Below are 22,388 nucleotides of genomic sequence, written 5' to 3' on the forward strand. Positions count from 1 at the left end.
TACCTCCATTTCCGTTAAAATCAGATTTTTATTTTAAAGTCCTTTGACAACCTCGTCATAAGCTTTCTTATACCCTTCTCCATCATTACGTTCTTTCCAAGCGTCATAACAAACATCTACATGCCAGTGATAATCTGATCTTGGATTATTATTTGCATAAGCAGAAAGCCATATTTTACTTTTAGTTTCATTAAACAATTCTTCATCTGACATATTATTAATCGTACCTACATATTCCATTTTAGGTTTCCCATAATTATCTTTTCCTTCGTATTTATTCATCTTAACCATTTCCTTTCCTTATAAAAATAGAAATTTATCTTAAAAACTTTCTTCTATTTCTATTTGTTTTCTTCTCTCGTGAAGCCAAGATTCTGCTTCATCTTGTGTATTAAACCCATCAACACTTCTACCCCAATAGTTTCCTGCATGCCTATCCCATTCTTGTGTAACTATAATGTACTCTTGTGAAGTAGAATCATAATTTACCAGCGACATAAACGGATCAAAATATTCATTAATAACTCTCACTATCCTCTCTCCTTTTCTTTTTATGAATTTATTTATCTTATAAAGAATGAATTCAAATATACCCAGTTATAACTGCCAACCCAACAACTTAAACTGTATATGAGTTTTTCTTTATGTATGCTGCCATTAGTATTGCACCTCCGTCTCGTTTATTTAATTCACTTTTATTACTTTGTTAAATTTACTTTTGGTAATTTAGAAAAAGTAATTACATATGGTTTCTCTTGTGTCTGTCTTGGTAGTTCAATCTTCTTTAAATTAATCATTATTAATTCCACCTTTTCAATTTAATTTATAATGTCAATGCTTGTTCCGTTAATGCTGAAAACATTTGCTTTGTCATTCCGTATTCTTGTTGTAGCTGCTGGAATAATGTGCTCATGTTAGCTATGTATTCTTCGTGTTTATGTTCAATATCAGGTACATTACTCCAAGCTAGTTCATTTAGTTCATCGATCCATTTACGGATTGTCATAGCGTGTTGTAGCATTTTAAGATTATCATTAGTGTTAATTTAATTATATATTTATTAAGATTTATTGTGAAAAGTTAATTTTCATATGCTGTTTCATATGTCCATATATTCTTTTAACTGTACTATCAATCAATTGTTTATTTATGTCTCCATGTGCTATTATGGTACTCTTAATTCCTCCCAAAATCGCCTTTTCTATTTGTTTTTGTGTAGCTTGAATATGAATCATTTTATTTTCGTTCATATGTTAAACCTCCTTCTATAAGACAAAATAGTTATTTTATTACATCTTCTCAACAAACCATTTTCCAAATTGAATTTGATTGTGTGTGATTTTACTCAAAGCCTCTTGACCATGATAAAAATAATACAGATTACCATCAATACATTTTATATGTTTTTGATTATTTGCCCAAATTTTTAATGCTTTCCACATCGGAACTTCTTTCCAATCTATCTTTTCATAATAATTTCTATCCCAACTTTTCACTTCCATCAACAGTACCTCCTTTAAAATTGCCATTTGATTACATTTCGATAATATTGCTCTTAGATAAATAGTTTTCACATTCAATATCAATTATCTCTTGAATTGTTCTCAATTCTCCCTTATATTTGATCATGATATTTTTACTAATATACTCCTCTAAAAGTAAAGTATTCGCAATTACCCTATCGTTTAATACCCTTGTTATTACCTGTAATTGATTGTCTTTAGAAATTACATTACCAACCATCATTTTCATTCACTCCCTTTAAAATATTCGTTTTATAATTTCCTTGTATTACCATAACTACAAGACTTTATTTTCTGTTAAACTGTAATTTAAAGCAGTATTTCATAAAGGAGTTTATTTTTATGTTTCATGGAGTTAATCGCCTTCCTTTTGGAATAAATGGTTCAAAAACCTACGATATAGTTTATTTCGGTTCAAATATTCAACAGTTTTATGAGAATGAAGTAAATAAGATTCTGGATAAATATGTTTTTGTCTTTATTACGTATATTAACGAGAAAGATATGTTTAATAGTAATGGTCATGTTAGAATTGAACTACATAAAGCTTGTGAGATTTCACCTTTTATTCTTTCATGAAAAGGAATGGTAATTTTCACATTTTCAAAGAAAAATTGCAACTAAATGATTATATAACAATTGAAAAAGTCGAGAATGATCAAACTATTGATATTGTTGCTCACCTTAAAAAACAGCCTTTTTTCGACATAAATAATGATTATCTAGGTACTAGAAATCTAAATATTTTACTTATTAGAAATAACCGTAAAAGTAAATTAAACAATATTCCTGTTCTTGAACTAGGTAAAGAATTTCAACTAAAAGTTCTCTATGAAAATTTTAATGACAAGTATAAAGATTTGATGAAATCTAATCATCATTTACATCACATTCTAAATAAAGCATCCACTGATAAAGAAAAAGATTTTATTCAGGAAGCCATCAATTTATCAGACCAAATAGTTGAAACAGCTAAAAACAAAGCACAAGAATCTTTTGATTGTTATATAGATTATATTAGAATCTTAGTCTTTTTAACTTTATATTAAAATACCTGTTTTATAGTGATAGAGAGGCGTGACTTTCTATTACTCATTTACTTTTTATTTTCAATAATTGATATCAATTTAACCGTTTCTCCTTTTAAATTGATAAAAGGAAGTTCTATTTTGTTATCGAGAGTTATTGCATTCAATAGATAAGGATAAAAAGGACTACTAGACTCATCAATTTCGGTAGTTTCAAGAATATTTATTAATGAATTAAATAATAAGTGTAAATCTTTGATTCTTTCAAATGGATTACTAAATCCTGCCTGGCAAACCTCAACATATCTTTTCCAAATATCCTGTAAGATTTTCGATCCATTGTCTGGTCTAAAATATACAGTTTCTACATCTCCACCATCATCTATATATTTTTGATATGCAGACGTATTATCTACCTGAATAAAATCCCCATACCACAAGCTACCTTTAACCTCTACTACAAATTTTAAATCTTGTTTATAGAATTTATACTCCTTCTCATTTACTATTCTTTTTAATAGATAGTCTAAAGCCTGTAATTGTTGTATTGAATACATTATATTATCTCCCCTTATTAAAAGACTTGTTTTATTACTCTTTTACTAAAAAAAATCATCCATCCATTCTTCATCTAATATCGCAAGTGGATTGATGTTGCTTTTCTTTATTCCCTCTCTTATTGACCAGTCAACATAATCATTTATACTATCAACTGTAGCAAATAAATCTTCTTTACTTTTATTTCTTGTTTCAGATATAAATATTTTAAATTGTGTTAAATTAAAATCACACAGATCAGTTTTATACATTTCTTCATAGTGACTTGATAGAGAGAACAACTTTTCTAATGCATTTTTATTATTGTTTAAATATTTTTTCTTAATAGTTTCGTTGTACATTATTCCCGCTCCCTTTCAGATAAATATATCTTAGCAAGAATTCGAGATAAAAGGGAAATTTCATGTGAAAATCCCCCTTTTAGTTTATCTTAAATTAATTTAATCAATTTAATTTTATAATATCAAGTATTATTTTCAAAATTTCTCAACTTTTTATATATAAAAAATCCAACAATCGGATCTTTTGCTGCTTATCTCCGTTTGCTGAATATTGTATCTAATATTTTTCACCAATATCAGTAAACCTAAAAGTTGATTCTCCTTTTTATCTTCCAACAAGTATATCTAAACTCACTTCAAATAAATCAGCGATTTTAATTAGTATATCTATACCAGGTTCTTTTTTACCCAATTCATAATAGGAAATAGATGATTGATCTAAATTTAAAGTATCTGCTAATTGCTGTTGTGAAAAATTATTCTTCTTACGTAATTGCTTCAAAATTAAAGGGAAATTATTCATAGTGATACCTCATAATTGAATTAATAATTCTGTAATACTATAAATGGAAATGAGTTTTATTGTGTTTTTTTTAGAATTATAATCTGAATACCTTCTGATGCCCATTCATTGATCCATTTTTCAGGTATTCTAGTGTATCCAAATTGATGAACTCTATCAAAATATTGACCTTTATCATCAATATAAAATATCATTTCACGAGGTTTGATACTATCAACTCCTTCTCAAATGTACCTTTTATAAGAAAATATCTTACTTAAGTTCACTTTTGCAAACAAAAAGTGTGATTGTTATGCGATTTTTCACATTTCCAAAAAATCCACCGTGATATTCGGGCTCGACTGTTATATCGCATTTTCAAGTCCGAATACCGAAAGCGATATGTTATAGTGTTTTTCCTCAAGATGACAACTTCAATAGTTCTTCCGTGTTCATAAAGTAATATGATTTATTTTTCATAACATTATTATATGAGCTTTCCCCTTCAAAATCGTTTATAACTGCTTTTTCTTCTGGTGTCATATCTTTGTATTCGGCTTTACCATAAGAAGGAGGAAGCCAGCCCTTTCTCTGTGATCCGAATAGGTTAAATTTTTTCAAAAGCTCCATATTTTTAAATTCAATATGACAAGTACCTTTTTTATAGAATGTCACATAAAAATACTTTAATTCTATTTTTCTAGTTTCTCCGTAATGTTCAGCCATTTTTAATGTTTGCTGCATATCGATTTCTTCCGTTTTACCATCGTCTAAATAGTTAAATACTTTTTTAATGTCTTTTAGTTTATCCATTACTGTATAGTTTGTTGGGTTATATCTTCCCCATGAATATACAATGTCATAAAATCCATCAGAGGAATAATAACTTTTTTATTTATTTTATATGCCTTGTTAGTTTTCCATCCATTGTATAAGTGGATATTCTTAGATGATTCATCATAGTAATGTTTATAAGAAAACTCTTCAAATAAGTTTAATATAGTATCTTCTACACCTTGGATCATTTCTTTATTTAGTTGAATCCGTAAAGAATAAATGTTATAGAATGAAAAATCATAATCTTTAAGCTCTTGCACATATTGAAGATATTTTTGTTTTAAATTACTGGTGAATAATCCCATAAATTGATCATTACTAAATAATGCTTTCCAGTATTTAAGCCTAATTTGTTTTATATAGCCATTTTCTAGGCTGCTACCTTCTTTATCCTCATATTCTAAGCAAAGTTTTAATACTGGGTTACTATTATCTTTAAAAGTGGTTAGCATAAGAGGTTTAAGACTGTTATATTCTTCTATTAATTTTAATCCGGCTTTCACTTCAAAATTATATTGCTTGACAATTCCCTTTATAAAATCTGAATCTATTAGATAATGATTGTTATATTCAGTATCATTTTTATGTATTTCTTCCTGCTTTAGTTCGTCCAATATCACGCTGTTATGCTGCTTTTCCAACTTCAAATTTATTAACGCTATTTCTACATTTGTTTTTCTATCTGCATCTAAAAAGGCATTTTCTATATATTCTACTTCTGAATTATATTCCTCTAATTTACGGATCAATTCTTTTTCTTGTATTGCTATATGGATTTTTTAAAGTCTCAGAATTAATAATACAGACTAATTGACCTCCTTTTTGTTGCTCTATTAATTTAATTGCTTTGAGAGTATGTTTGTCACCCTGTGAGAATGGAAAATTTGCAACAATAACGTCATATTTTTTGTAAGTATTAAAGTTTAAAAAATCATCTGCAATAACTCTATAGCCTTTTCCTTGAAGTATAAAGCGTAAATTTTCGTCTAGTTCGATTGTGTCAATGTCATGTTTATTACTTCTATGATAATTTTTAGTATACTCAAATTGTTTTTAATGCCTTCGACTAGATCGCCTTTTCCTGCACTTGGTTCTAAACATGATTGAACTTTTCTCCAATCTATTTTATTGAGCATCTTTCTTTGTAAGTTTTTCGGAGTCGGGTAAAAATCGTTTCCAAATCATATGGTCCTTCCCTTTCCCCCAATAATCCTTCATAAGAAAATCGGGCTCTCCAAATTTTTTTCTCCATATTTTCTGTGCATTAGAATATCCACTATCCAAACAAAATTCTGTAAATCCTCTACCTTCCAAAGTAATGAACATGACATTTAAAAGCAGCGTCCCGATGCCCTGTCTCTGATATTCGGGATGAACAAAGACCGTCCCAACCTCCACAACATCCTTTAATTTACCTTGCGTGCATACAGCAATAAGTTGACTTGAAGGTCCATATTCAATCGAGCCGATAATCCTATTTTTACTTTTATCGACGGCAATCCAAAAGAAGCGCTCTGCACCTTTACTATTATAATCCCTTTCTAGCAATTCTTTCTTTTGGACAATTTCATTTTCGATATCATCATATAAATTAGATATTCCCTCTTTTTCAAAAGTATCTCTAATCACATTATTGAAAAATTGATATAGCTCTGTCCGCTCCTCTTGTAACGGTCTTCTGATTTCAATATTCCCCATTGCATTATACTCCTTTTTTTTTCTATTACTTTAAACATAACCATAATCCTTTTTATGAATTAGTTATTGTGTATACCAAGAAACAGTGTAGCTATTATTACTAGTTACTGTTCCATTTATGTCCTTTATTTTGAATATACAATCACATGTAAATAAAGGAAAGAGTAGCCGGTAAAATCAATAAAAAGTTGGAGATGAAAACAAACGCATTTGACAATGCCTTTAGAGTTTTATCTTTCCCCACCATCATTTCAACCTTTGATAGTGATACTCGAATTCATTTTTTATTCAAAATCCCCAAATATTCCTTCCATGGTCCAACATCTTCCCTATATCTTTCGGCCATGATACGTACAATTTGGGCAATATGTGTCAAATCATGAACTGCCCATGTGGATAATAATTCTCTTAACTTAACTTTGCCAAATTCAGGATGTACACCCGTTAATTCGAAATGGATTTCTGGTTTAATTAAACTCTTCAGTTCTATTATATTTTTTCTCTGATTGTTTTAAACTTCAATAAAATTCTGTTTATTTCCGTTACTTCTGTATCATTTAAATGAGAAAAACGTTCAAAGGGAGGAAATAGTTGAGTTTCACCCTCCTTGATTATCCATTTCAGTCTTGGAATCCAATTATTCTTCTCCGCTTCTATTAAATGTTGCACCACTTCTCTTACATTCCATGTATTTTTACCTTCATTGCATTGTAACCAATCTTCAGATAATCCAGATAAAAAATTCTCTAACGTTTGAGGTGTACGCTCTAATATTTCAATAGCTTCCATAAAATTTAAATTCATAGTTTCTCCCCTTTGTGATATTTTCATTTAAAATGGCTCTGTTAAAGATTATTGTTGATTTTAAAAATTGAAGGGACTGCGACGGTCCCTTCAAAACTATTATAATGGGTATTTTTCTAAGGAAATCGTCAAATCTTTTAACTCATCAATTTCCTTACTTGACCACTGTTTTCTGTCGATTGCCCTGATTACCTTTTTAGAGGTGGAAAGCAAAGAATCTCTTAATTGTTGAATAGCAAACACTCCTGAAAAATTAACTTTCGGTGAGCTACCTTCACAAAACAAAATTTCAACTTGTGTTTCGTTAATCTTTTTGGCAAAGACAGTAGGTGTGCCGTCCATAAAGTCAAATTCATAGGTTCTTCCAACTTCATATACAATAATTCCTTTACAAGATTTAATCCACCAAGACAGGATTATCACCACAAAATCCGACCAATCTTGGTCTGGGAAGTACCTATGATAATCAATCATAAAATATATAATTCCAGTAATGTTCGTCCTGTTTTCTAATGTATCTATATCTACTTCAATCAAAATATCCTGGAACAAACTATCCACTCCCTTAATTAACGGACATAACTTGATAATCTAAGGCTATCATAAGTCGCATCAGTCGAGAATAAGCAACTATCTATCACCATTTTACTTACCGTTGTAGAATCGTTACGGAATCTGATTACATCAAGGAACTGAAACCAACTCAAATAATGGTCAAGATATTTGGTTGCCACTCCCTTAAAACGGTCCATCCAGCCTTTTAAGCGGCTGTGATAGTTATTGACATTCTGGATATGATAGAGACCTTTGACTCGTTCCTTCCCATCCGATTTGAAGGGATAGTGCTCCAATCCTTTTTCTTTAGCGTAAGTCTTAAAAGCCCGCCACGCATCAGTACAAAGGCCATTCGTTTTGGATAGCTTGGAGCCGATTGCTTTCTCTAATCGGGACTTTACAATACGTCCTTGACCAATCACTTTGGAATAAGTCAGTTTTTGACGGTCTCTGGCAATCAATACACAAACTTGTTCTTTACTGATACCACGGAATTGAGAAGCACCACCACGTTTACGAGATTTTCGCCCATTTATATTCCGTTTTCCTTTCTCAGAGTATAGGAAATAGGTTTCATCCATTTCGACGATACCAGAAAATTGGTCGAAATCCATTTGTTTTAAAGCGGATAAAACCTTATGCCTCCAATAGAAAAGGGTGACATAGTGAACTTCAATCAACTCAGATGCCTTGCGTAACGAGTTTCCTTCAAGCATACACAGCATACACTGAATAAAATCCAGCCATTTATGAGGAAGATGCGACCCGCCTAAAAGGGTGTTCGTGACATCGGTAAAGGTTTTCCTGCAATCTTTACAACGATAACGCTGGCGTTCCATTGTTTTCATTCCTACTTTGACGGAATATTTTCCGAATCGGACAACATTATGCGAATGACAGTGAGTGCAAGTATAGCCATCTTTATGTTTCTGTTCGGACACCTCTTTAAAAATAGGCTCACTTGCAGTATAAGACGCAAGAGATTTAGTAAAAAACTCTTTCATACGAAGTTGGTCAGCGGTATTGAGTTTTTGAATCTCCTTGATAATGTCCATTAATGCCACTTGAAATCACTCACTTTTGTCCTTATTTATATAACCATTACAGAACAACAGTTCGTTTTATTCAAATATCAACATAATTATTTAACAGAGCCTTTAAAATAAAAATAGATGATTCCTGAAATAAACAATGCGATCACGCCAATTAGACCAAATACAAGTCGAGTATTCACCCTTTGTTTTCTGTGCTTTGGCGTTTCGGAATAATAATTGGCTCGTTGCCTGTCTCCATCCGTCCAAGCGCCCATTAATATCGCCGAAATAAAAATACAAGCTAATCCTGCAATTAGAAAAAATTGAAACAAAAATAATCCCCCTGTTGTAGACTCTTTAATATATACGCAATAACAGTGATCTTATTTCTTTTAATTAAGTGCGTGGAAAGTTCTTTTTGCATCATTAAATCAAATGAATAACTTTTATTGATTAGGTTTATTAAAAGTTCCATATATGGAACAAGCGGTAATTCTCCCGTCAAGCTATCCTGTGTTCCCTTCACATTTAGATAGTCATTTTTACTGGTTTCCGTTTTTTGAAATAAAAGAAAACCGCTTTTGATTCATTTCAACGAAGGTACCGACTCCCAAGAGTTAAAGTGAAGAATCTAACTTTGGGTGTCGGTACCGAATCAAAGCGGTTTTTTGATAAAAAGCGTTCCTATATGATTATATTAAAATCAAATAGCATGGCCGAATGATGATGGACATCATTCAAGGAACTTTATTTTTTCGGTATCACTCTAGTTATTAATCTAGTATAGTTTCCATATTTGGATTAGTTAAAAAAGCGAACATCATGTTAATTTGAGAACTTGTATTTCTTTTTGTAGAAAGCTCTGGTAAATGATTTTGGCTAAAAAAACGAATATCCTTTGTCTCTATTCCTGGTTTTGCATGACCACCTATAATTTCACAACGAATAAAAATTTTATAATAATGAAATCCTTGTGGGGGATGTCCATGTTTTCTCATATCAAACAAAGCAAGTAATTTTGTAGGTACAACATGAAAACCTGCCTCTTCTTTTATTTCTTTTACTATGTTTTCTTTTGCTGATAATCCAACTTCACAAAATCCACCTGGCAAAGACCACTTATCATCGTTTTTTTCCCTTACCATCAGGATTTTTTTATCTTGAAATACGACTCCGCGAACATCTGCCTTTGGCGTTGGATACCCAAACTCTTTTGCAAAGATTTCTTTAACATACAGCATATCGTGATCTGTATACTCTTCCAAGATTTCTGCGCTTATGCCTCTTAATTCTTCATAGCGTTCTTTATCAAATTGATTTTGCGAATAAGTAAGACCAGCCTGAGATATTGCCTGTATTCTTTGGGCCCAATCTAGCCACTTATAGCTGATGATAAACACCTCCATATTTCTGAATATCATCTTCGGACATAATAGAATCCTTTAGGTTAATTCTTGCACCCAGGGATTGAAACGCTTCTACTACATTCTCATACCCACGTTCAATATGCTGCACCCCGGTTATCATTGTCTGACCTTCTGCTGCCAAAGCGGCAAGAATTAAGCAGATTCCTGCTCGTATATCGGATGCATGAACGGCAGCGCCTTTTAAAGATGATTTCCCTTTTATAAAAGCAACACCTGAACGGACTTTAATTTCCGCCCCCATTTTCACTAATTGAGGAACGTGATTGAAGCGATTTGGATATACTTTTTCACTTATGATACTTTTTCCATTTGCTTGTGTAAGAAGGGCGGTCATCGGCTGCTGCACATCAGTTGGAAATCCAGGATACATTCCTGTCCGAACTCTAGTTGCCTTTAATTTTCCATCCGAATAGGAAGTAATAGAGTTGCCTTCTATCATAAATTCGAGACCAATCTCTTGTAATTTTACAACACAATTCCTTAAGTGTTCGGGAACAATGTCCTGCACTGTCACAGTACCGCCTACCATGCCAGCGGAAATTAGAAATGCCCCTGCAATTAAGCGATCAGGTATGACCGTATGTATACAGCCATTTAATTGTGAAACGCCTGTAATTCGAATAGTATCTGTACCGGCGCCACTAATTTTTGCACCCATTTTATTCAGGAACATGGCTGTGTCTACTACCTCCGGATCACGTGCAGCATTTAACAAAGTGGTAGTTCCTTTAGCACGAACTGCTGCTAGCATACTGTTTATGGTTGCACCGGAAGTTATTGTATCAAAATAGATAGTAGCTCCTTTTAATTCAGACGCTTCTACTTCATAATAGTCTTCATGAAAAGTGAATGTTGCTCCCAATTTTTCTAATGCCTTAATATGTTGGTCAATTGGGCGGCTAACAAAATTATCTCCACCAGGATATCCTAGTGATACCTTGCCAAATTTAGAAAGTAATGCACCAATAAAATAATACGCTGTTCTAAATGAAGATGATTTTATAGGATCTAATCCTGTATGAAAAATTCTATTAGAATCAATATATACGGTACCTGCTGCATCCCTTGTTATTTCAAGTCCAATCTCTTTTCCAATTTGGCAGATTACTTGATAATCTAATATATTTGGGATTCCCTGCAATATTACAGTATCATCAGCCAGACAAGCTGCTGCCAGTAAGGCAAGAGAACTGTTCTTTGCACCAGGAATTTTTACACTTCCATGTAGTTGCGGTGTTTGTTCAACACTAAGCCATTTCATTATTTACTCTCTCCGTTTCCTTTTCATCTGCGAATATAACTTGAACATGTTTTCTTTTTATTTCGTGAATGGCAGTCTCTGAAGCTCCTTGGTCGGTAATCATTAAATCGATAGCTTCCATAGGAGCAGACATGACAAACATCCGGTGACCCACCTTTTCATGTGGAGCTAAACAAATATTTTTGCGTGAAATTTCTGAAACTGCTCTTGTAAATGCAGCTCCCTCTGGAGTAGCTGTACTAATCCCCTGTGAATCTATGCCTCCTCCAGTAATAAAACTTATATCTAATGTGAATTTACGAATCATTTCGATAGCCAATGTATCTATCATACTTCCAGCTGAGTCACACCGTAATTTTCCACCAATTAAATAGGATGTGATATTTTCTCGTTTTCTAAGTTCCTCAGCAATTTTCATGGAATTTGTAATTATTGTATACGGAAAATGAGAAGGTAGATGCTTTAGCATCCCAAATTGAATGCCAGCACCTCCAATAAAAACCGTGTCATGCACATTAATATAAGAGGCCGCTAACTTAGATATCGCATTTTGATGCGTGGCCGCCAAACCATATCTCATTGATTCTGGTTGCGGCAATGTGCGTACCTTCGGAGTTGGGTTATGGAGAATCGCTCCTCCATATGTTTTTTGAAGTAGCCCCTGCTCCTCCATAATAGAAAGATCTCTTCGAATTGAATCTATGGATATATCAAACATGTCAGCAAGATCTTTGGCAACAACGCGACCTTCCTTTTGGATTATGTCAAGTATCTTATGTCTGCGTTCCTCTGCTAACATGTGATACACCCTTTCAAATCAAAGTCAATCATAATTCCATCTTATTCAGTATGGTTCAACGTTGTCAATCAAATAATGCATTTTCTTTCATGTTTTTTCATCATTTTACGTCTTTTTACCCTAATTGCCTTAAATTTATTGCTTTAACCCACAATATAAATGGGTATAAAAAAAGACGCTGGAACAAAAACCATTGAAAGTCAAAAACACGTATGAAATCAAATTTAAAAACCTTGATTTCATACGTGTTTACTATTGGGCTTAATAATTTTCAATATTTTTTTTATTTATGCCCAGCCTCTACTCATCATTCATTCTTCTTGCCGTGTAGAAGCAAGATAAAATCCTCTAATTTTGAAAGAGATATTAAGTTTTCATTACACTTCATACTATCCTGACAAATATAATTTCCTCTTCTCACAAACGTACCCTGGATCTTACCTTTTTTTTCAGACATGAATAACCCTACTTCCGAGTGCCGATTGCAAAGCATACAAACGCCTTTTTTGGCAATGGGAGTAAATGATCCAGAAAGTCCAATAAGTTTATTTTGATAAGGAACAATCAAAAACTTCCTATTTGTCCCTACATCATCCCACCCCAAATAGCTAATTTCCTTAAAATCAACACCAACTATAGATGGAAGCTTTAACTTTTTTGCTTTTGGAAATAATTTTTTCAAGGTTTGTTCTGTGACATTTTTAAAAGGAATAACATACGGCTTTAAATCTTCCAAAAATTCTTCTGCTTTTGAATTATCTTCTATATCTATCAGAGGATCTAGTAAGTGTTTTTGGTCTTCCTCTAAATCAGAAAAAAGTTCCGATACTTTGTCTCTGGCCAATGATTTGACTGCATTTAAAACATTTTTGTCATTTACTGTTGCATGGCTATTTATAAGAATTTGCGTCTGAAATTTAATGAATTGGTATTGATCTGCCCGAATGAATGGATTCATTTTCGCACCTCCTACTTACTCCTTTTTAATATAAAAGAAACAGATGAGCATGGATATGTATAAATTAATTATAAAAAAAGTCAACATACAAAAGCACTGAAAATTTCAGTGCTTTGTATAGACGATTTTTTTGATTGTTTCAACAGAAAGAAAATATTTATCGGCCAAATCTTGAATAGAGGTACCGTCACGAAATGCAGCTTTTATCTCCGCATTGCGTTTTTCGATATATTCTCTTCCTCCCGATTTGGTCCCCCATTTTTTTCGATTAGATTCTGTAGTTGGTATATAAATGGATTCTCCCTGAATATATTTTTGAATTTCGATAATAAGCTTTTCCGGTAAGACCGAACTTGCCTTTACATATTTCATTTTAGCCAGCCCCTTATTTAAATGATGAACAAATAAGGTGCAAAGCCTTTGAAGATTTGGCGATTGATTATTTATTTAGCCCCATGCAAAGTATCGCCTTTTCTAATCCAGGCTTTGCATGAGTGGCTGTAGACTTAGACAAAAGACTATCTTTTGTCATTGTTATGCCCCCTTTATTACCAGTGAGTTTTTTCTTCTTGTTTATTATACTTTTAATTTATCCAATTTGTCATGCTCATCAGGAAAATAATTATAAAGTATCAAACAGATAAATACTCCGGTCTTCTTAAAGAACATTTACTGGCAGGTTCCTGGATACTCGGGTCATAATAACTTAGTTTTTTTATAAAATAACAAGTTTCCGGAAAATGATGTTCTAAAAAACGTAAAGTCGTTTTATTTAATATCTTATTTTCCTTATATTTTGTTACCATTGAATATATATATTGACTCATTTCCAGCGTCGTACGGCCAACCTCATGAGCAAATTCTCGTTGTCGTGCAAAACCAGGTTCTTTAAACCTTAAATATCCTTTTAAGTGATGATTTTGAACAATAAACACTTGATATTTACTAATGAAACCCTCTATCGTTTTGGTTGGAAATACTTCAATAGGATCCACTAAATTGCGAAATAATGTCGCATGACCCAATTGATCCTCCAGCCATAAATCCATTAAATTTACTAACGAAAGTGGTTTTGGTTCCTTTCCTTGCATTATCTGACTTAAAATTCGTAAGTACTCCTGATTTTCAGCTAAAGTACCATTTAAATAGGTAGGTGATAAATTTAAATTTACCTTGTTATCAATTCTTAGTGATTGAAGTTTCCCATCAAATTCAAAATACCCTCCCGGCCAACATTGTCGGGAAAAATGGATCATGACATCATCTGAAGCTTCTAGAGTTTGTGGAATGTCTTTTAACATTTTAATAAGATCACCAAATAAAAGGATATATTGTTGAGCGGTTTGCACATATTCAACCTCATTAACAGATAGATGATCCCTTACAAAATACGCATGGTCTTGCAAAACCTCTAACCAAAATAAATGCTCTTCCCATAAAGTTATTAATTTATTTGTCAATGTCACATCTCCTCCCCTTCTTGTTATATAAATACGAAATGAAAAGGAAAGAAATGATTAGGAAAAACATTCCCACATAACTCAAAGGAAAATATGAAAAATAAAGTTAATATATGGAGTAAAGGGATGTGCAGTATGAAAAATAAAAAAAAGTATATTATTTTAATGTTCATCTTACCTTGGCTTTCCTCCCCCTTTATAGGAAAGAAAACATTCAAAAGATTCCTCCCAGGTTCATTATTTATGTGCTTTTACCTTATTATCGAAGGTATAATTGCTGAAAGGAAAAAGTGGTGGTGGTTTCCAGTGCACATAAAGCCTAATATTATTAGCGAATTGCCATTAATATTTGGACCTTTCATTATAGGATCTATATGGGTCTTAAAATATACTTTTGGTAAGTTTGCTTTATATATCAAAGCAAATCTGGTTATTGACACTTTTTTTACATATATTTTGCTCCATTGGTTCAAGAAAATAGGCTATGCATCCTTGGTAAGATTATCTAAATTTAAATTATCCCTTCTATTTTTTATAAAATCAAGTTACAATGTATGTCTTTCAATACTATTACGAGAAATATAAAAACCGACCTCAAATCGATAATCATTAAATTGTAAGTTTAGTTATTCGAGTTATCTAATCCATTGCAATCCCAACAATTGCAAAACCATTTGTGTTCATTATTTGTGTTGCACTATAAGAAATTGTTCCGGTATTGTTTTTCTTTCTAGGAATGTCCGCCATTGCTCAACATAAAACTAATTTGAAATCGATTATCGTTCTATCTATTAAGACCCTTTTTAGCAGGAGGAATAGTAAGCATTATTTTCCGTGTTAGCTCGCTGAAACTTCGGAGAATATTATGTTCCGAAGGGTCAGAGTGGTTTTCAAAACTGCTTTTAAATAATGTTGATTACCGAGTAAAGCAATTTTCAATGCAAATTATATTGACATACTAGCTTGGGCAATATTGCTTGGTTTTGCTTGAAAAGATGCAAGAAATACTACCAAAACATTAATCTCAAATGTTTCAAACGCAATATCCAAAATAAGAGCCGGATCATATAATTTCTCCAGTTGGTATTATATTATGGGTTCAGACCTTGACTCTATTTCGACAAATGGCCTTAGTTCTTAAGATGTACTCAATGATTCTCGTGAACAGCATTAAAATTTTCCACAGAAACAACTTTTACAGAAATATCCAAATTTGTAAAACTACAGTTAGATTGGAATGTATAAAATAACGCTGTTTTCGTATAGATTGTTGCTTTCTTGACCACCTGTTTAAGGTTGATATAATCGTGGTCTAGGAGAGGCGTTCGGTATGTGGTTAGATGTGTATGAAGACGTTAATGTACTTTCAAAAGAAGAACAATTAGAGCTTTTTAAAGCTCTTAAAAATGACTTGTTTCCAGATGAGCCTGATAAGATTACTAAACTTCTCAAAACTATTCGTGAAACTCGTTTTAATAGCGGGAATGGCTTGTGTTCATTGTGGAAGTACATCAGTGAAACGTAACGGAAAGTACAAGACACGTCAACGTTATCTGTGTAAAGATTGCAATAAGACATTTAACGATATGACCAACACTCCGTTTTCAGGCTGTACGCTACCCTGAAAAATGGGTAAAGTATATGGAAATGATGGTTGAAGGCTATACTCTACCTAAAATTGCTAAACGCCTAAAAATACACATATCAACAGCTTTTTATTGGAGACATAAAATCTTAAATGCACTTCGTTCAATAGAATTCGAACAACTCCAAGGTATTGTGGAAAGTGACGAGACTTTCTTTCGTGAGTCAATGAAAGGGCGAGAAGTTACACACCGTAAAGCTAAGAAACGTGCTACAAAAGACGAAAAAAAGAGGCATATCTGACCTAAAGATTGCTGTAGTTGTTGCACAAGACCGTAATCATAATATAGTTGCTCTAAAAGCTGGTACAGGTCGTGTCAAAGCTGAAGAAATTGATGCAGCGATTGGGAAGTACATTCATCCAAGTGCTTTACTATGCACTGATACAGCAACGAACTACAAGAAGTTTGCCAAAATTAAAGGATTACAACACGAAACAATCAATGAACGTCAAAAGCAACTGTGAAGAAAGGGATTTTTCATATTCAGCACGTTAATAACTTTCATAGCCGATTGAAAACGTGGATTAGACGTTTCCAAGATGTAGCTACAAAATACCTTGATAACTATCTCTATTGGTTTCGTTGGTTAGAAATTGACAAGCATTTAGCATTTGAAAAACAAGTTGAACAAATGCTTATTTCTGCCTGCCAAAAATCAAACAATACAACAGTTCAGATGTTAAGAACAGCTTGAAAACTCTTACAGGATTAATTCCTAAATTATGGTATTATTATATTTGATAATACATATTTAGGAGGGATATAGATGATTTTTGAAATGACTACTCAGGTTAGAGTTGCCAATATTGAAGAAGGGCAAAAGTGGTATGAAACACTGCTTAATAAGAAGCCTGATTTCACTCCACACGAGGGATTTGCTGAGTGGGAACTCATTCCTGGTTGTTGGTTGCAGGTCGCAGAAGGAACTCTTACCGAGGGGAACGGACCTTTACGTTTAGGAGTTACTAACATTGAAGCTGAAAGAGACAGACTGATAGACGAGTTAAAGATTGATAGATTTGAAATACTTTCAAGACCTGAAGTACCTGTGAAATGGGGAACTTTCACAGACCCTTGGGGTAATCGACTTGGATTTTTCGAATACTTAGATAAGGGCGAAGAGCAAGAACGTATTAAAACTATCATTGGAACAATAGAAGTTTAAAAAAGTATAGAAAGAAAGGGAACTTCCCTCGGAGTTCCCTTTCATCTATGTGAAAAACAACAAAGTTTACGAAAACAGCGTAAAATAAAAAAGAATGAATTAAAAGCAATATAATACGAAAGCCCCCTATTCTTATAATAGCGGGTTATTTGTTTGGATTTTTTTAGATTAAAATCGTTCAGGCTTTTAAATTAAATTTACTATATAAACAACTATTCCATGGTTTATGACAAATAGTAATTTTGGTATATTTACAATAATTTGACATAATTTTATGATTATTCTGTAATTACTTTTTTAAAGAAAGGAGAGACCCGAAAAAAATTCACTCATATTCAGCTTAGAAATACATCATTATGGATAAAGAGGAGGATTTTGTATGAAAAAATTATTATTGTCAGGAATATTAGCATTTGGACTTGTGTGTATTCATGTTTCAAGTACATTTGCAGCAATTGATCAATTGCCATATTTAAGTGACATATTACAAATGCAGCCAGATGTTTCTGAGCAAGAATTATTATCTAACGTGGAGGCTATTGCTAAAGAGACTGGAAAATCAAAGGAAGAAATTGTTGCACAAATATATAAAGAACTTAAAAATGATGCAGAACAAGCAACAATCGAGCATAAATATAATTTAAATGGTGGAAGCGGTGGAACCGTACCTGTTGGTAGCAGTTCTAAAGGAAATTTCTTCTATACTGATTCACAAACCGCTTATTTAAACCATGGCCATGTTGGTTTATATTATGCGAGCAACACAATAGTAGAATCTGTTCCAGGGGCTGGAGTCCGCAAAATATCTACTACAAGCAGATTAGTTGATAAAGGTGGTGCTTGTGTTAAATCCGTAAGCACGTCTTTGACCAATCGCAGCGCTGCTGCAAATTGGGCATATGGAGAAATTGGTGAGTCTTATTCCTATAATTTTGCTACTAATCGATTAACAGGCTATAATGGTGCGAAAAATTGTTCAAAATTAATATGGTCAGCATATAAATTACATGGAAATTTAGACTTAGATAAGAACGGAGGCCTAGGAGTTTATCCACGGGATGTACGTGATGCTTCTTCTACAAAACTAGTTCGGAATATCTAAGGCGCAATGGCAATAAGTTTTAAAGAGACTTATTGCCATTTGACAAGGGGGATAAAATGAAAAAATACATTTTCTTATTAGTTGTATTGATTGCTGTAGGAGGTGTACTGATTTACTTTATTCAAGAAAATAAAAGCGTTGATACTTCTACATTGATTGAAAAAGAAAAGATTGGACAAAAAAATTTTCTAGAAAATAAGCAGGCAGCAATTTTATTCTCCTCCACCATTGATCAAGATGCCAATAATAAGGGGCTAAGCTATGCTGTATTCGTGGATGATACCGGAGCTGCCACTGGATATAAAATGAAAAGTTTAGAGCTAGGGTCCATGGCGAAGGGAAAACAAGGCGTTCTTTTGGTTGATAAGGACAAGATTAGACTTGTTGGGACTAAATATCAAGAATTCAATATGGAAAAAGAACAACACACCGGGGAAAGAACTGGGTATTTAGAAAATCAAAATGTATATTTTAGTATTTTTAATACAGGTGTAAACAAGTCAAGTGGCGAAAACGGATATGACTCAAATGTATTATTTGGGAATAAAAATGGATTTAAGAATGGAAACATACCTCATTATATTTTAACTTCTGGTATTGATCAAAACGATATAATTATATTAACAAATGATATCGAAAAGAAGTACGACCTTAAAAAAGTTACTATTACAAAAGAACTCTTGAAGGTAAAAGATATTGTTGAGCTTAAAAATGAAAAATCCTATGACTATGCTAACCTCTCTCAAATAGTGTGTGACAAAGATTTTTATTATGTTGTTCTCAGTGAGTACGTAAAGGATAATAGTGAAAATACTGTTCTCCTCCGTATTAATAAAAAAACATTAGAACAAGAGAAATTTATTCTGGCCACATATAAAAACGGGGCAGCAGCAGTTCCTTACAATCCGAGAAACTCAGCATATTTATTTCAAAATACATTTTACTATCTGAACGGTTTAGGAGAAGTAATTACGTTTAATACGACCACAAACAAATCCACTATTAAATTTACTATTAAAGGTGCGCGAAAAGATGGTGTCAGACGTAATGAAGGAACATACTTTCAAGATGGAAAATTGTACGTGATGCGTTATAACGACCACAAAGAAACGAAATATTTTATTGAAGAATATTCTCTGGATACTGGAGAAAAGTTAAAGGTAATCAATATCAAAGGGTTAGATAAACTATTATCCTCAGTGAAAAAAGTGACCATACACGCGTACGATTTTAGAATGCTAAAATAGCTAAATGGCCAACTTTCTTTTAGTCTATTTGAACATGTTATACGCCACTGAATTAATGTAGCAGCAAATACCTCTAATCTGATAGAGTAAACTGGTAAAAATTGCATGGATAAAAAAATACAACGGCAATTTTTTGCCGTTGCTATTCTTTCATCATTTTATTGAACATATATGAAGTTGCTACCATTGCTAATAAAAATAGCGCTAATACTACATACATACCGATATTCATGTAAATCACCACCAAATACATTACTATAGAGATATAATTGTTTACTAGTAGGCTATTGTGAACATTGTGTGTTCTTTGTTACTACAAAGCTTCTCTTAGATTATAAATGTATTATAACATTCTCTTAAAATAATAAACAATAACATAAATAAAAGTACATACAATATACATATTTTATTAGTTAGGCATTAGCTATTTTTCCCATTTTATTTTTACCACTTAAAAAAGCTTTACTTTCTCAAGAGTAAAGCCTTTTGTAATTTCTAAATTCCGTTAATGAATATCCCTCTTCTTAAAGTTCCCGCCGCGAACTTCAGCGATATCTCCAAATGCTAGAAAGGCGCTATCATCCAATTCCTCTACAATCGTTTTTAACTTTGCCTCTTCCAAGCGGTTAATAATGCAGAAGATCACTTGTTTTTCATCTTCTGTAAAAGCACCTTCCCCTTTCAGATACGTTACTCCACGTCCTAATCTTGCAAGTATGGCATCTCCAATTTCCTTGTAATTATCACTTATAATATACACCGATTTTGATTGATCCAGTCCCTGTACTACGACATCAATTGTTTTGGTTGCAATAATGTAAGCAATTATAGAGTACATTGCTCTATTCCAGTTAAAAACAAATCCTGCAATTGCAAGTATGAACACGTTAATGAACATGATAATTTCACCAACTGAGAATGGAAACTTTTTGTTAATAAGAATTGCAAGTATTTCAGTACCGTCCATTGCTCCTCCAAACTTAATTACAAGGCCAACCCCAATACCGATAACAATTCCACCAAAAATAGTAGCTAACAGAATATCTTGTGTGAAGGCGGGAACTGGTGTAAATAAGGCCGTAAAAAACGACAATACCGCAATTCCGAACAAAGTAGAAAATGCAAATGTCTTACCTATTTGTTTCCGACCAATGAAAATAAAAGGAAGATTTAATAAAAATATAAATACACCAAGCGGTATTCCTGTTAAATGTGCCAGCATAATAGAAATACCGGTAATTCCGCCATCAATGACGCTATTGGGAACAAGGAAAATTTCTAATCCTACAGCTGCAATAATCCCTCCTATTAGGATGGCAATAGCTCTCTGCAATATTTTTCTCTTTTTTAATTTACGATGTTGATATTTTATTATTTGGCTGCTAGTCATTATTCTTCTCCCTCTTTTATGAATAAATTAATTATAGCAAAAAAACAAATAACATAAAAAACCCTCAAACAATAGAGGGTTTTTCTAAGTATTTTATAAAGTTTACTATTACACCAAGATTTTCTTAATTTACCGGTGTTAGGGGTTTTTCACCATTTAATACTTGCAAAATATTTTTCGCAGTTAATTCAGCCATTGCATTACGTGCTTCGATTGTAGCATTTCCAATATGCGGTGTCAGAACAACATTTTTCATTTGCTTCAGTTCCTCTGTAATAGTCGGTTCAAATTCAAATACATCAAGGGCAGCACCTGCAATCATTTTATCCTGCAAAGCTTTCACTAAGTCCCCTTCCTTTACAACTGCCCCACGAGAAACATTTACAAGAAAAGCATCCTTTTTCATTTTCTCTATTTGGCTTAATGTCATTAAATGATGTGTAGAAGCATTGTACGGCGTATGGATGGATACGATATCCGATTGACGTAGCAGCTCATCCAAAGAGACATAAGATGCATCACATACTTCTTCTATTGTACGATCTTTTCGTCTAGGTGAAGTATAAATAATGTTCATGCCAAATGCTTTAGCTCTTTTGGCGACAGCTTGTCCAATACTTCCAAGACCAATAATACCTAATGTTTTCTGTGATAATTCTCTTCCTAAAAAGAAAAGCGGTGCCCATCCATTGAATCCTACTGTCCGACAAAGCTGGTCTCCTTCAGGAATTCTCCTCATAACTGCTAAAATGATTCCTAATGTTAATTCAGCAGTTGCCTCTGTGGAAACTCCTGGAGCATTTGTGACAACAATATTGTGTTCCTTGGCATAGGCAGTATCAATATTATTAAAGCCCGCTCCAAAGTTTGCAATAATTTTTAAGTTTTTTGCTTTCTTCATAACATCCCTTGTCACAGGTGTTGATAAGGGACATAGTAAGGCATCAACGTCTTTTATTTTTTCGCTTAGTTCTTGTTCTGTAATAAGTTCAGTTCCTCGATACACTTCAACATCATGTTCTGATAATAACTTGTATCCAATTTGCGGTATTTCCCCTGATATGTATATTTTCGCCATGTTCTCACCCTTATCTCCCTTAAAATATGCAACAA

General features: G+C 32.8%; 28 protein-coding genes and 2 pseudogenes. 6 read left to right on the plus strand and 24 right to left on the minus strand.

The features are described 5' to 3' along the window. Positions 1-33 precede the first annotated feature (33 nt). From CWO92_RS19760 to CWO92_RS19785, 6 genes are all read right to left on the minus strand, one after another. On the minus strand, positions 34-282 hold the full coding sequence (locus tag CWO92_RS19760; RefSeq protein ID WP_101355935.1) for a hypothetical protein: 249 nt from the start codon (positions 280-282) through the stop codon (positions 34-36). 39 nt (positions 283-321) lie between these two features. Beyond that, entirely contained in the window at positions 322-531 is a 210-nt protein-coding gene (locus tag CWO92_RS19765) for a hypothetical protein (RefSeq protein WP_101355936.1), read from the minus strand. 292 nt (positions 532-823) lie between these two features. Continuing rightward, positions 824-1,021 (minus strand): hypothetical protein, encoded by a 198-nt coding sequence (locus tag CWO92_RS19770; RefSeq protein ID WP_101355937.1) that lies wholly within the window; start codon positions 1,019-1,021, stop codon positions 824-826. 46 nt (positions 1,022-1,067) lie between these two features. Then, the gene (locus CWO92_RS19775) at positions 1,068-1,250 is read right to left on the minus strand and encodes a hypothetical protein (RefSeq protein ID WP_101355938.1); all 183 of its coding nucleotides are present in this window, start codon (positions 1,248-1,250) and stop codon (positions 1,068-1,070) included. A 39-nt stretch (positions 1,251-1,289) separates the two neighbouring features. Further along, positions 1,290-1,502 carry a hypothetical protein gene (locus CWO92_RS19780; protein ID WP_101355939.1) on the minus strand — a complete coding sequence of 71 codons (213 nt, stop codon included), beginning with the start codon at positions 1,500-1,502 and terminating at the stop codon, positions 1,290-1,292. Positions 1,503-1,533: 31 nt separating this feature from the next. Next, positions 1,534-1,746, minus strand: coding sequence for a hypothetical protein (locus CWO92_RS19785; protein WP_101355940.1), 213 nt, complete (start codon positions 1,744-1,746; stop codon positions 1,534-1,536). A 119-nt stretch (positions 1,747-1,865) separates the two neighbouring features. On the opposite strand from CWO92_RS19785, the gene CWO92_RS19790 reads away from it, so the two are divergent. Together CWO92_RS19790 and CWO92_RS19795 are read left to right on the plus strand one after the other, a co-directional pair. Continuing rightward, entirely contained in the window at positions 1,866-2,102 is a 237-nt protein-coding gene (locus CWO92_RS19790; RefSeq protein WP_101355941.1) for a hypothetical protein, read from the plus strand. Positions 2,103-2,137: 35 nt separating this feature from the next. Next, the gene (locus CWO92_RS19795) at positions 2,138-2,572 is read left to right on the plus strand and encodes a hypothetical protein (RefSeq protein WP_133120589.1); all 435 of its coding nucleotides are present in this window, start codon (positions 2,138-2,140) and stop codon (positions 2,570-2,572) included. 47 nt (positions 2,573-2,619) lie between these two features. Here the strand turns inward: CWO92_RS19795 and CWO92_RS19800 are convergent, their stop codons facing one another. The 16 genes and pseudogenes from CWO92_RS19800 to CWO92_RS19870 all read right to left on the minus strand — a co-directional run bounded on the left by CWO92_RS19800 (position 2,620) and on the right by CWO92_RS19870 (position 14,725). Continuing rightward, positions 2,620-3,108: a hypothetical protein gene (locus tag CWO92_RS19800; protein WP_101355943.1), complete on the minus strand. Its 489-nt coding sequence runs from the start codon at positions 3,106-3,108 to the stop codon at positions 2,620-2,622. Positions 3,109-3,153: 45 nt separating this feature from the next. Next, a complete protein-coding gene (locus CWO92_RS19805) occupies positions 3,154-3,450 on the minus strand; it encodes a phage lytic cycle repressor MrpR family protein (RefSeq protein WP_101355944.1) in 297 nt (98 codons plus the stop codon). Positions 3,451-3,715: 265 nt separating this feature from the next. Beyond that, positions 3,716-3,913, minus strand: a complete 198-nt coding sequence (locus CWO92_RS19810; protein WP_101355945.1) for a helix-turn-helix domain-containing protein — start codon at positions 3,911-3,913, stop codon at positions 3,716-3,718. 399 nt (positions 3,914-4,312) lie between these two features. After that, positions 4,313-4,705, minus strand: a complete 393-nt coding sequence (locus CWO92_RS26360) for a DUF4942 domain-containing protein (protein WP_268877608.1) — start codon at positions 4,703-4,705, stop codon at positions 4,313-4,315. Beyond that, positions 4,705-5,478, minus strand: a complete 774-nt coding sequence (locus CWO92_RS26365; RefSeq protein WP_268877609.1) for a DUF4942 domain-containing protein — start codon at positions 5,476-5,478, stop codon at positions 4,705-4,707. The genes CWO92_RS26360 and CWO92_RS26365 overlap by 1 nt, the downstream gene beginning before the upstream one ends. Positions 5,479-5,854: 376 nt before the next feature. Next, entirely contained in the window at positions 5,855-6,427 is a 573-nt protein-coding gene (locus CWO92_RS19820; RefSeq protein WP_101355946.1) for a GNAT family N-acetyltransferase, read from the minus strand. A gap of 277 nt (positions 6,428-6,704) precedes the next feature. Further along, positions 6,705-7,231, minus strand: a pseudogene (locus CWO92_RS19825) (DinB family protein). 99 nt (positions 7,232-7,330) lie between these two features. Further along, complete coding sequence (locus CWO92_RS19830; protein ID WP_101355947.1) at positions 7,331-7,783, minus strand: hypothetical protein; 453 nt, start codon at positions 7,781-7,783, stop codon at positions 7,331-7,333. Between the two features lie 17 nt (positions 7,784-7,800). Further along, a complete protein-coding gene (locus CWO92_RS19835; protein WP_437177567.1) occupies positions 7,801-8,841 on the minus strand; it encodes an IS1595 family transposase in 1,041 nt (346 codons plus the stop codon). An 86-nt stretch (positions 8,842-8,927) separates the two neighbouring features. Continuing rightward, positions 8,928-9,152, minus strand: coding sequence for a DUF5316 domain-containing protein (locus tag CWO92_RS19840; RefSeq protein WP_101355949.1), 225 nt, complete (start codon positions 9,150-9,152; stop codon positions 8,928-8,930). 441 nt (positions 9,153-9,593) lie between these two features. After that, on the minus strand, positions 9,594-10,211 hold the full coding sequence (locus CWO92_RS19845) for an NUDIX hydrolase (RefSeq protein WP_101356015.1): 618 nt from the start codon (positions 10,209-10,211) through the stop codon (positions 9,594-9,596). Continuing rightward, positions 10,201-11,508: a UDP-N-acetylglucosamine 1-carboxyvinyltransferase gene (gene murA, locus CWO92_RS19850; RefSeq protein WP_101355950.1), complete on the minus strand. Its 1,308-nt coding sequence runs from the start codon at positions 11,506-11,508 to the stop codon at positions 10,201-10,203. The genes CWO92_RS19845 and murA overlap by 11 nt, the downstream gene beginning before the upstream one ends. Beyond that, positions 11,495-12,307, minus strand: coding sequence for a DeoR/GlpR family DNA-binding transcription regulator (locus CWO92_RS19855; RefSeq protein WP_101355951.1), 813 nt, complete (start codon positions 12,305-12,307; stop codon positions 11,495-11,497). The genes murA and CWO92_RS19855 overlap by 14 nt, the downstream gene beginning before the upstream one ends. A gap of 307 nt (positions 12,308-12,614) precedes the next feature. Beyond that, the gene (locus CWO92_RS19860) at positions 12,615-13,265 is read right to left on the minus strand and encodes a FusB/FusC family EF-G-binding protein (RefSeq protein ID WP_101355952.1); all 651 of its coding nucleotides are present in this window, start codon (positions 13,263-13,265) and stop codon (positions 12,615-12,617) included. A 105-nt stretch (positions 13,266-13,370) separates the two neighbouring features. After that, complete coding sequence (locus CWO92_RS19865) at positions 13,371-13,637, minus strand: CD3324 family protein (protein ID WP_101355953.1); 267 nt, start codon at positions 13,635-13,637, stop codon at positions 13,371-13,373. A gap of 260 nt (positions 13,638-13,897) precedes the next feature. Next, the gene (locus CWO92_RS19870; protein ID WP_101355954.1) at positions 13,898-14,725 is read right to left on the minus strand and encodes a DUF2935 domain-containing protein; all 828 of its coding nucleotides are present in this window, start codon (positions 14,723-14,725) and stop codon (positions 13,898-13,900) included. 1,330 nt (positions 14,726-16,055) lie between these two features. Here CWO92_RS19870 and CWO92_RS19880 point away from each other — a divergent pair. From CWO92_RS19880 to CWO92_RS19895, 4 genes and pseudogenes are all read left to right on the plus strand, one after another. Beyond that, positions 16,056-17,065 (plus strand): annotated as a pseudogene (locus CWO92_RS19880) (IS1595 family transposase). Positions 17,066-17,137: 72 nt separating this feature from the next. Continuing rightward, on the plus strand, positions 17,138-17,536 hold the full coding sequence (locus CWO92_RS19885) for a VOC family protein (RefSeq protein WP_101355955.1): 399 nt from the start codon (positions 17,138-17,140) through the stop codon (positions 17,534-17,536). A gap of 379 nt (positions 17,537-17,915) precedes the next feature. Next, the gene (locus CWO92_RS19890) at positions 17,916-18,638 is read left to right on the plus strand and encodes a YiiX/YebB-like N1pC/P60 family cysteine hydrolase (RefSeq protein ID WP_101355956.1); all 723 of its coding nucleotides are present in this window, start codon (positions 17,916-17,918) and stop codon (positions 18,636-18,638) included. A 56-nt stretch (positions 18,639-18,694) separates the two neighbouring features. After that, positions 18,695-19,885: a YycP family beta-propeller protein gene (locus CWO92_RS19895; protein ID WP_101355957.1), complete on the plus strand. Its 1,191-nt coding sequence runs from the start codon at positions 18,695-18,697 to the stop codon at positions 19,883-19,885. A gap of 505 nt (positions 19,886-20,390) precedes the next feature. Here CWO92_RS19895 and CWO92_RS19900 read toward each other — a convergent pair. Beyond that, positions 20,391-21,275, minus strand: a complete 885-nt coding sequence (locus CWO92_RS19900) for a YitT family protein (protein WP_101355958.1) — start codon at positions 21,273-21,275, stop codon at positions 20,391-20,393. A gap of 124 nt (positions 21,276-21,399) precedes the next feature. After that, complete coding sequence (locus tag CWO92_RS19905) at positions 21,400-22,353, minus strand: 2-hydroxyacid dehydrogenase family protein (protein ID WP_101355959.1); 954 nt, start codon at positions 22,351-22,353, stop codon at positions 21,400-21,402. Between the last annotated feature and the right edge of the window lie 35 nt (positions 22,354-22,388).

Origin of the sequence: Heyndrickxia camelliae (assembly GCF_002844575.1) — a bacterium.
GTDB lineage: Bacteria > Bacillota > Bacilli > Bacillales > Bacillaceae_C > Margalitia > Margalitia camelliae.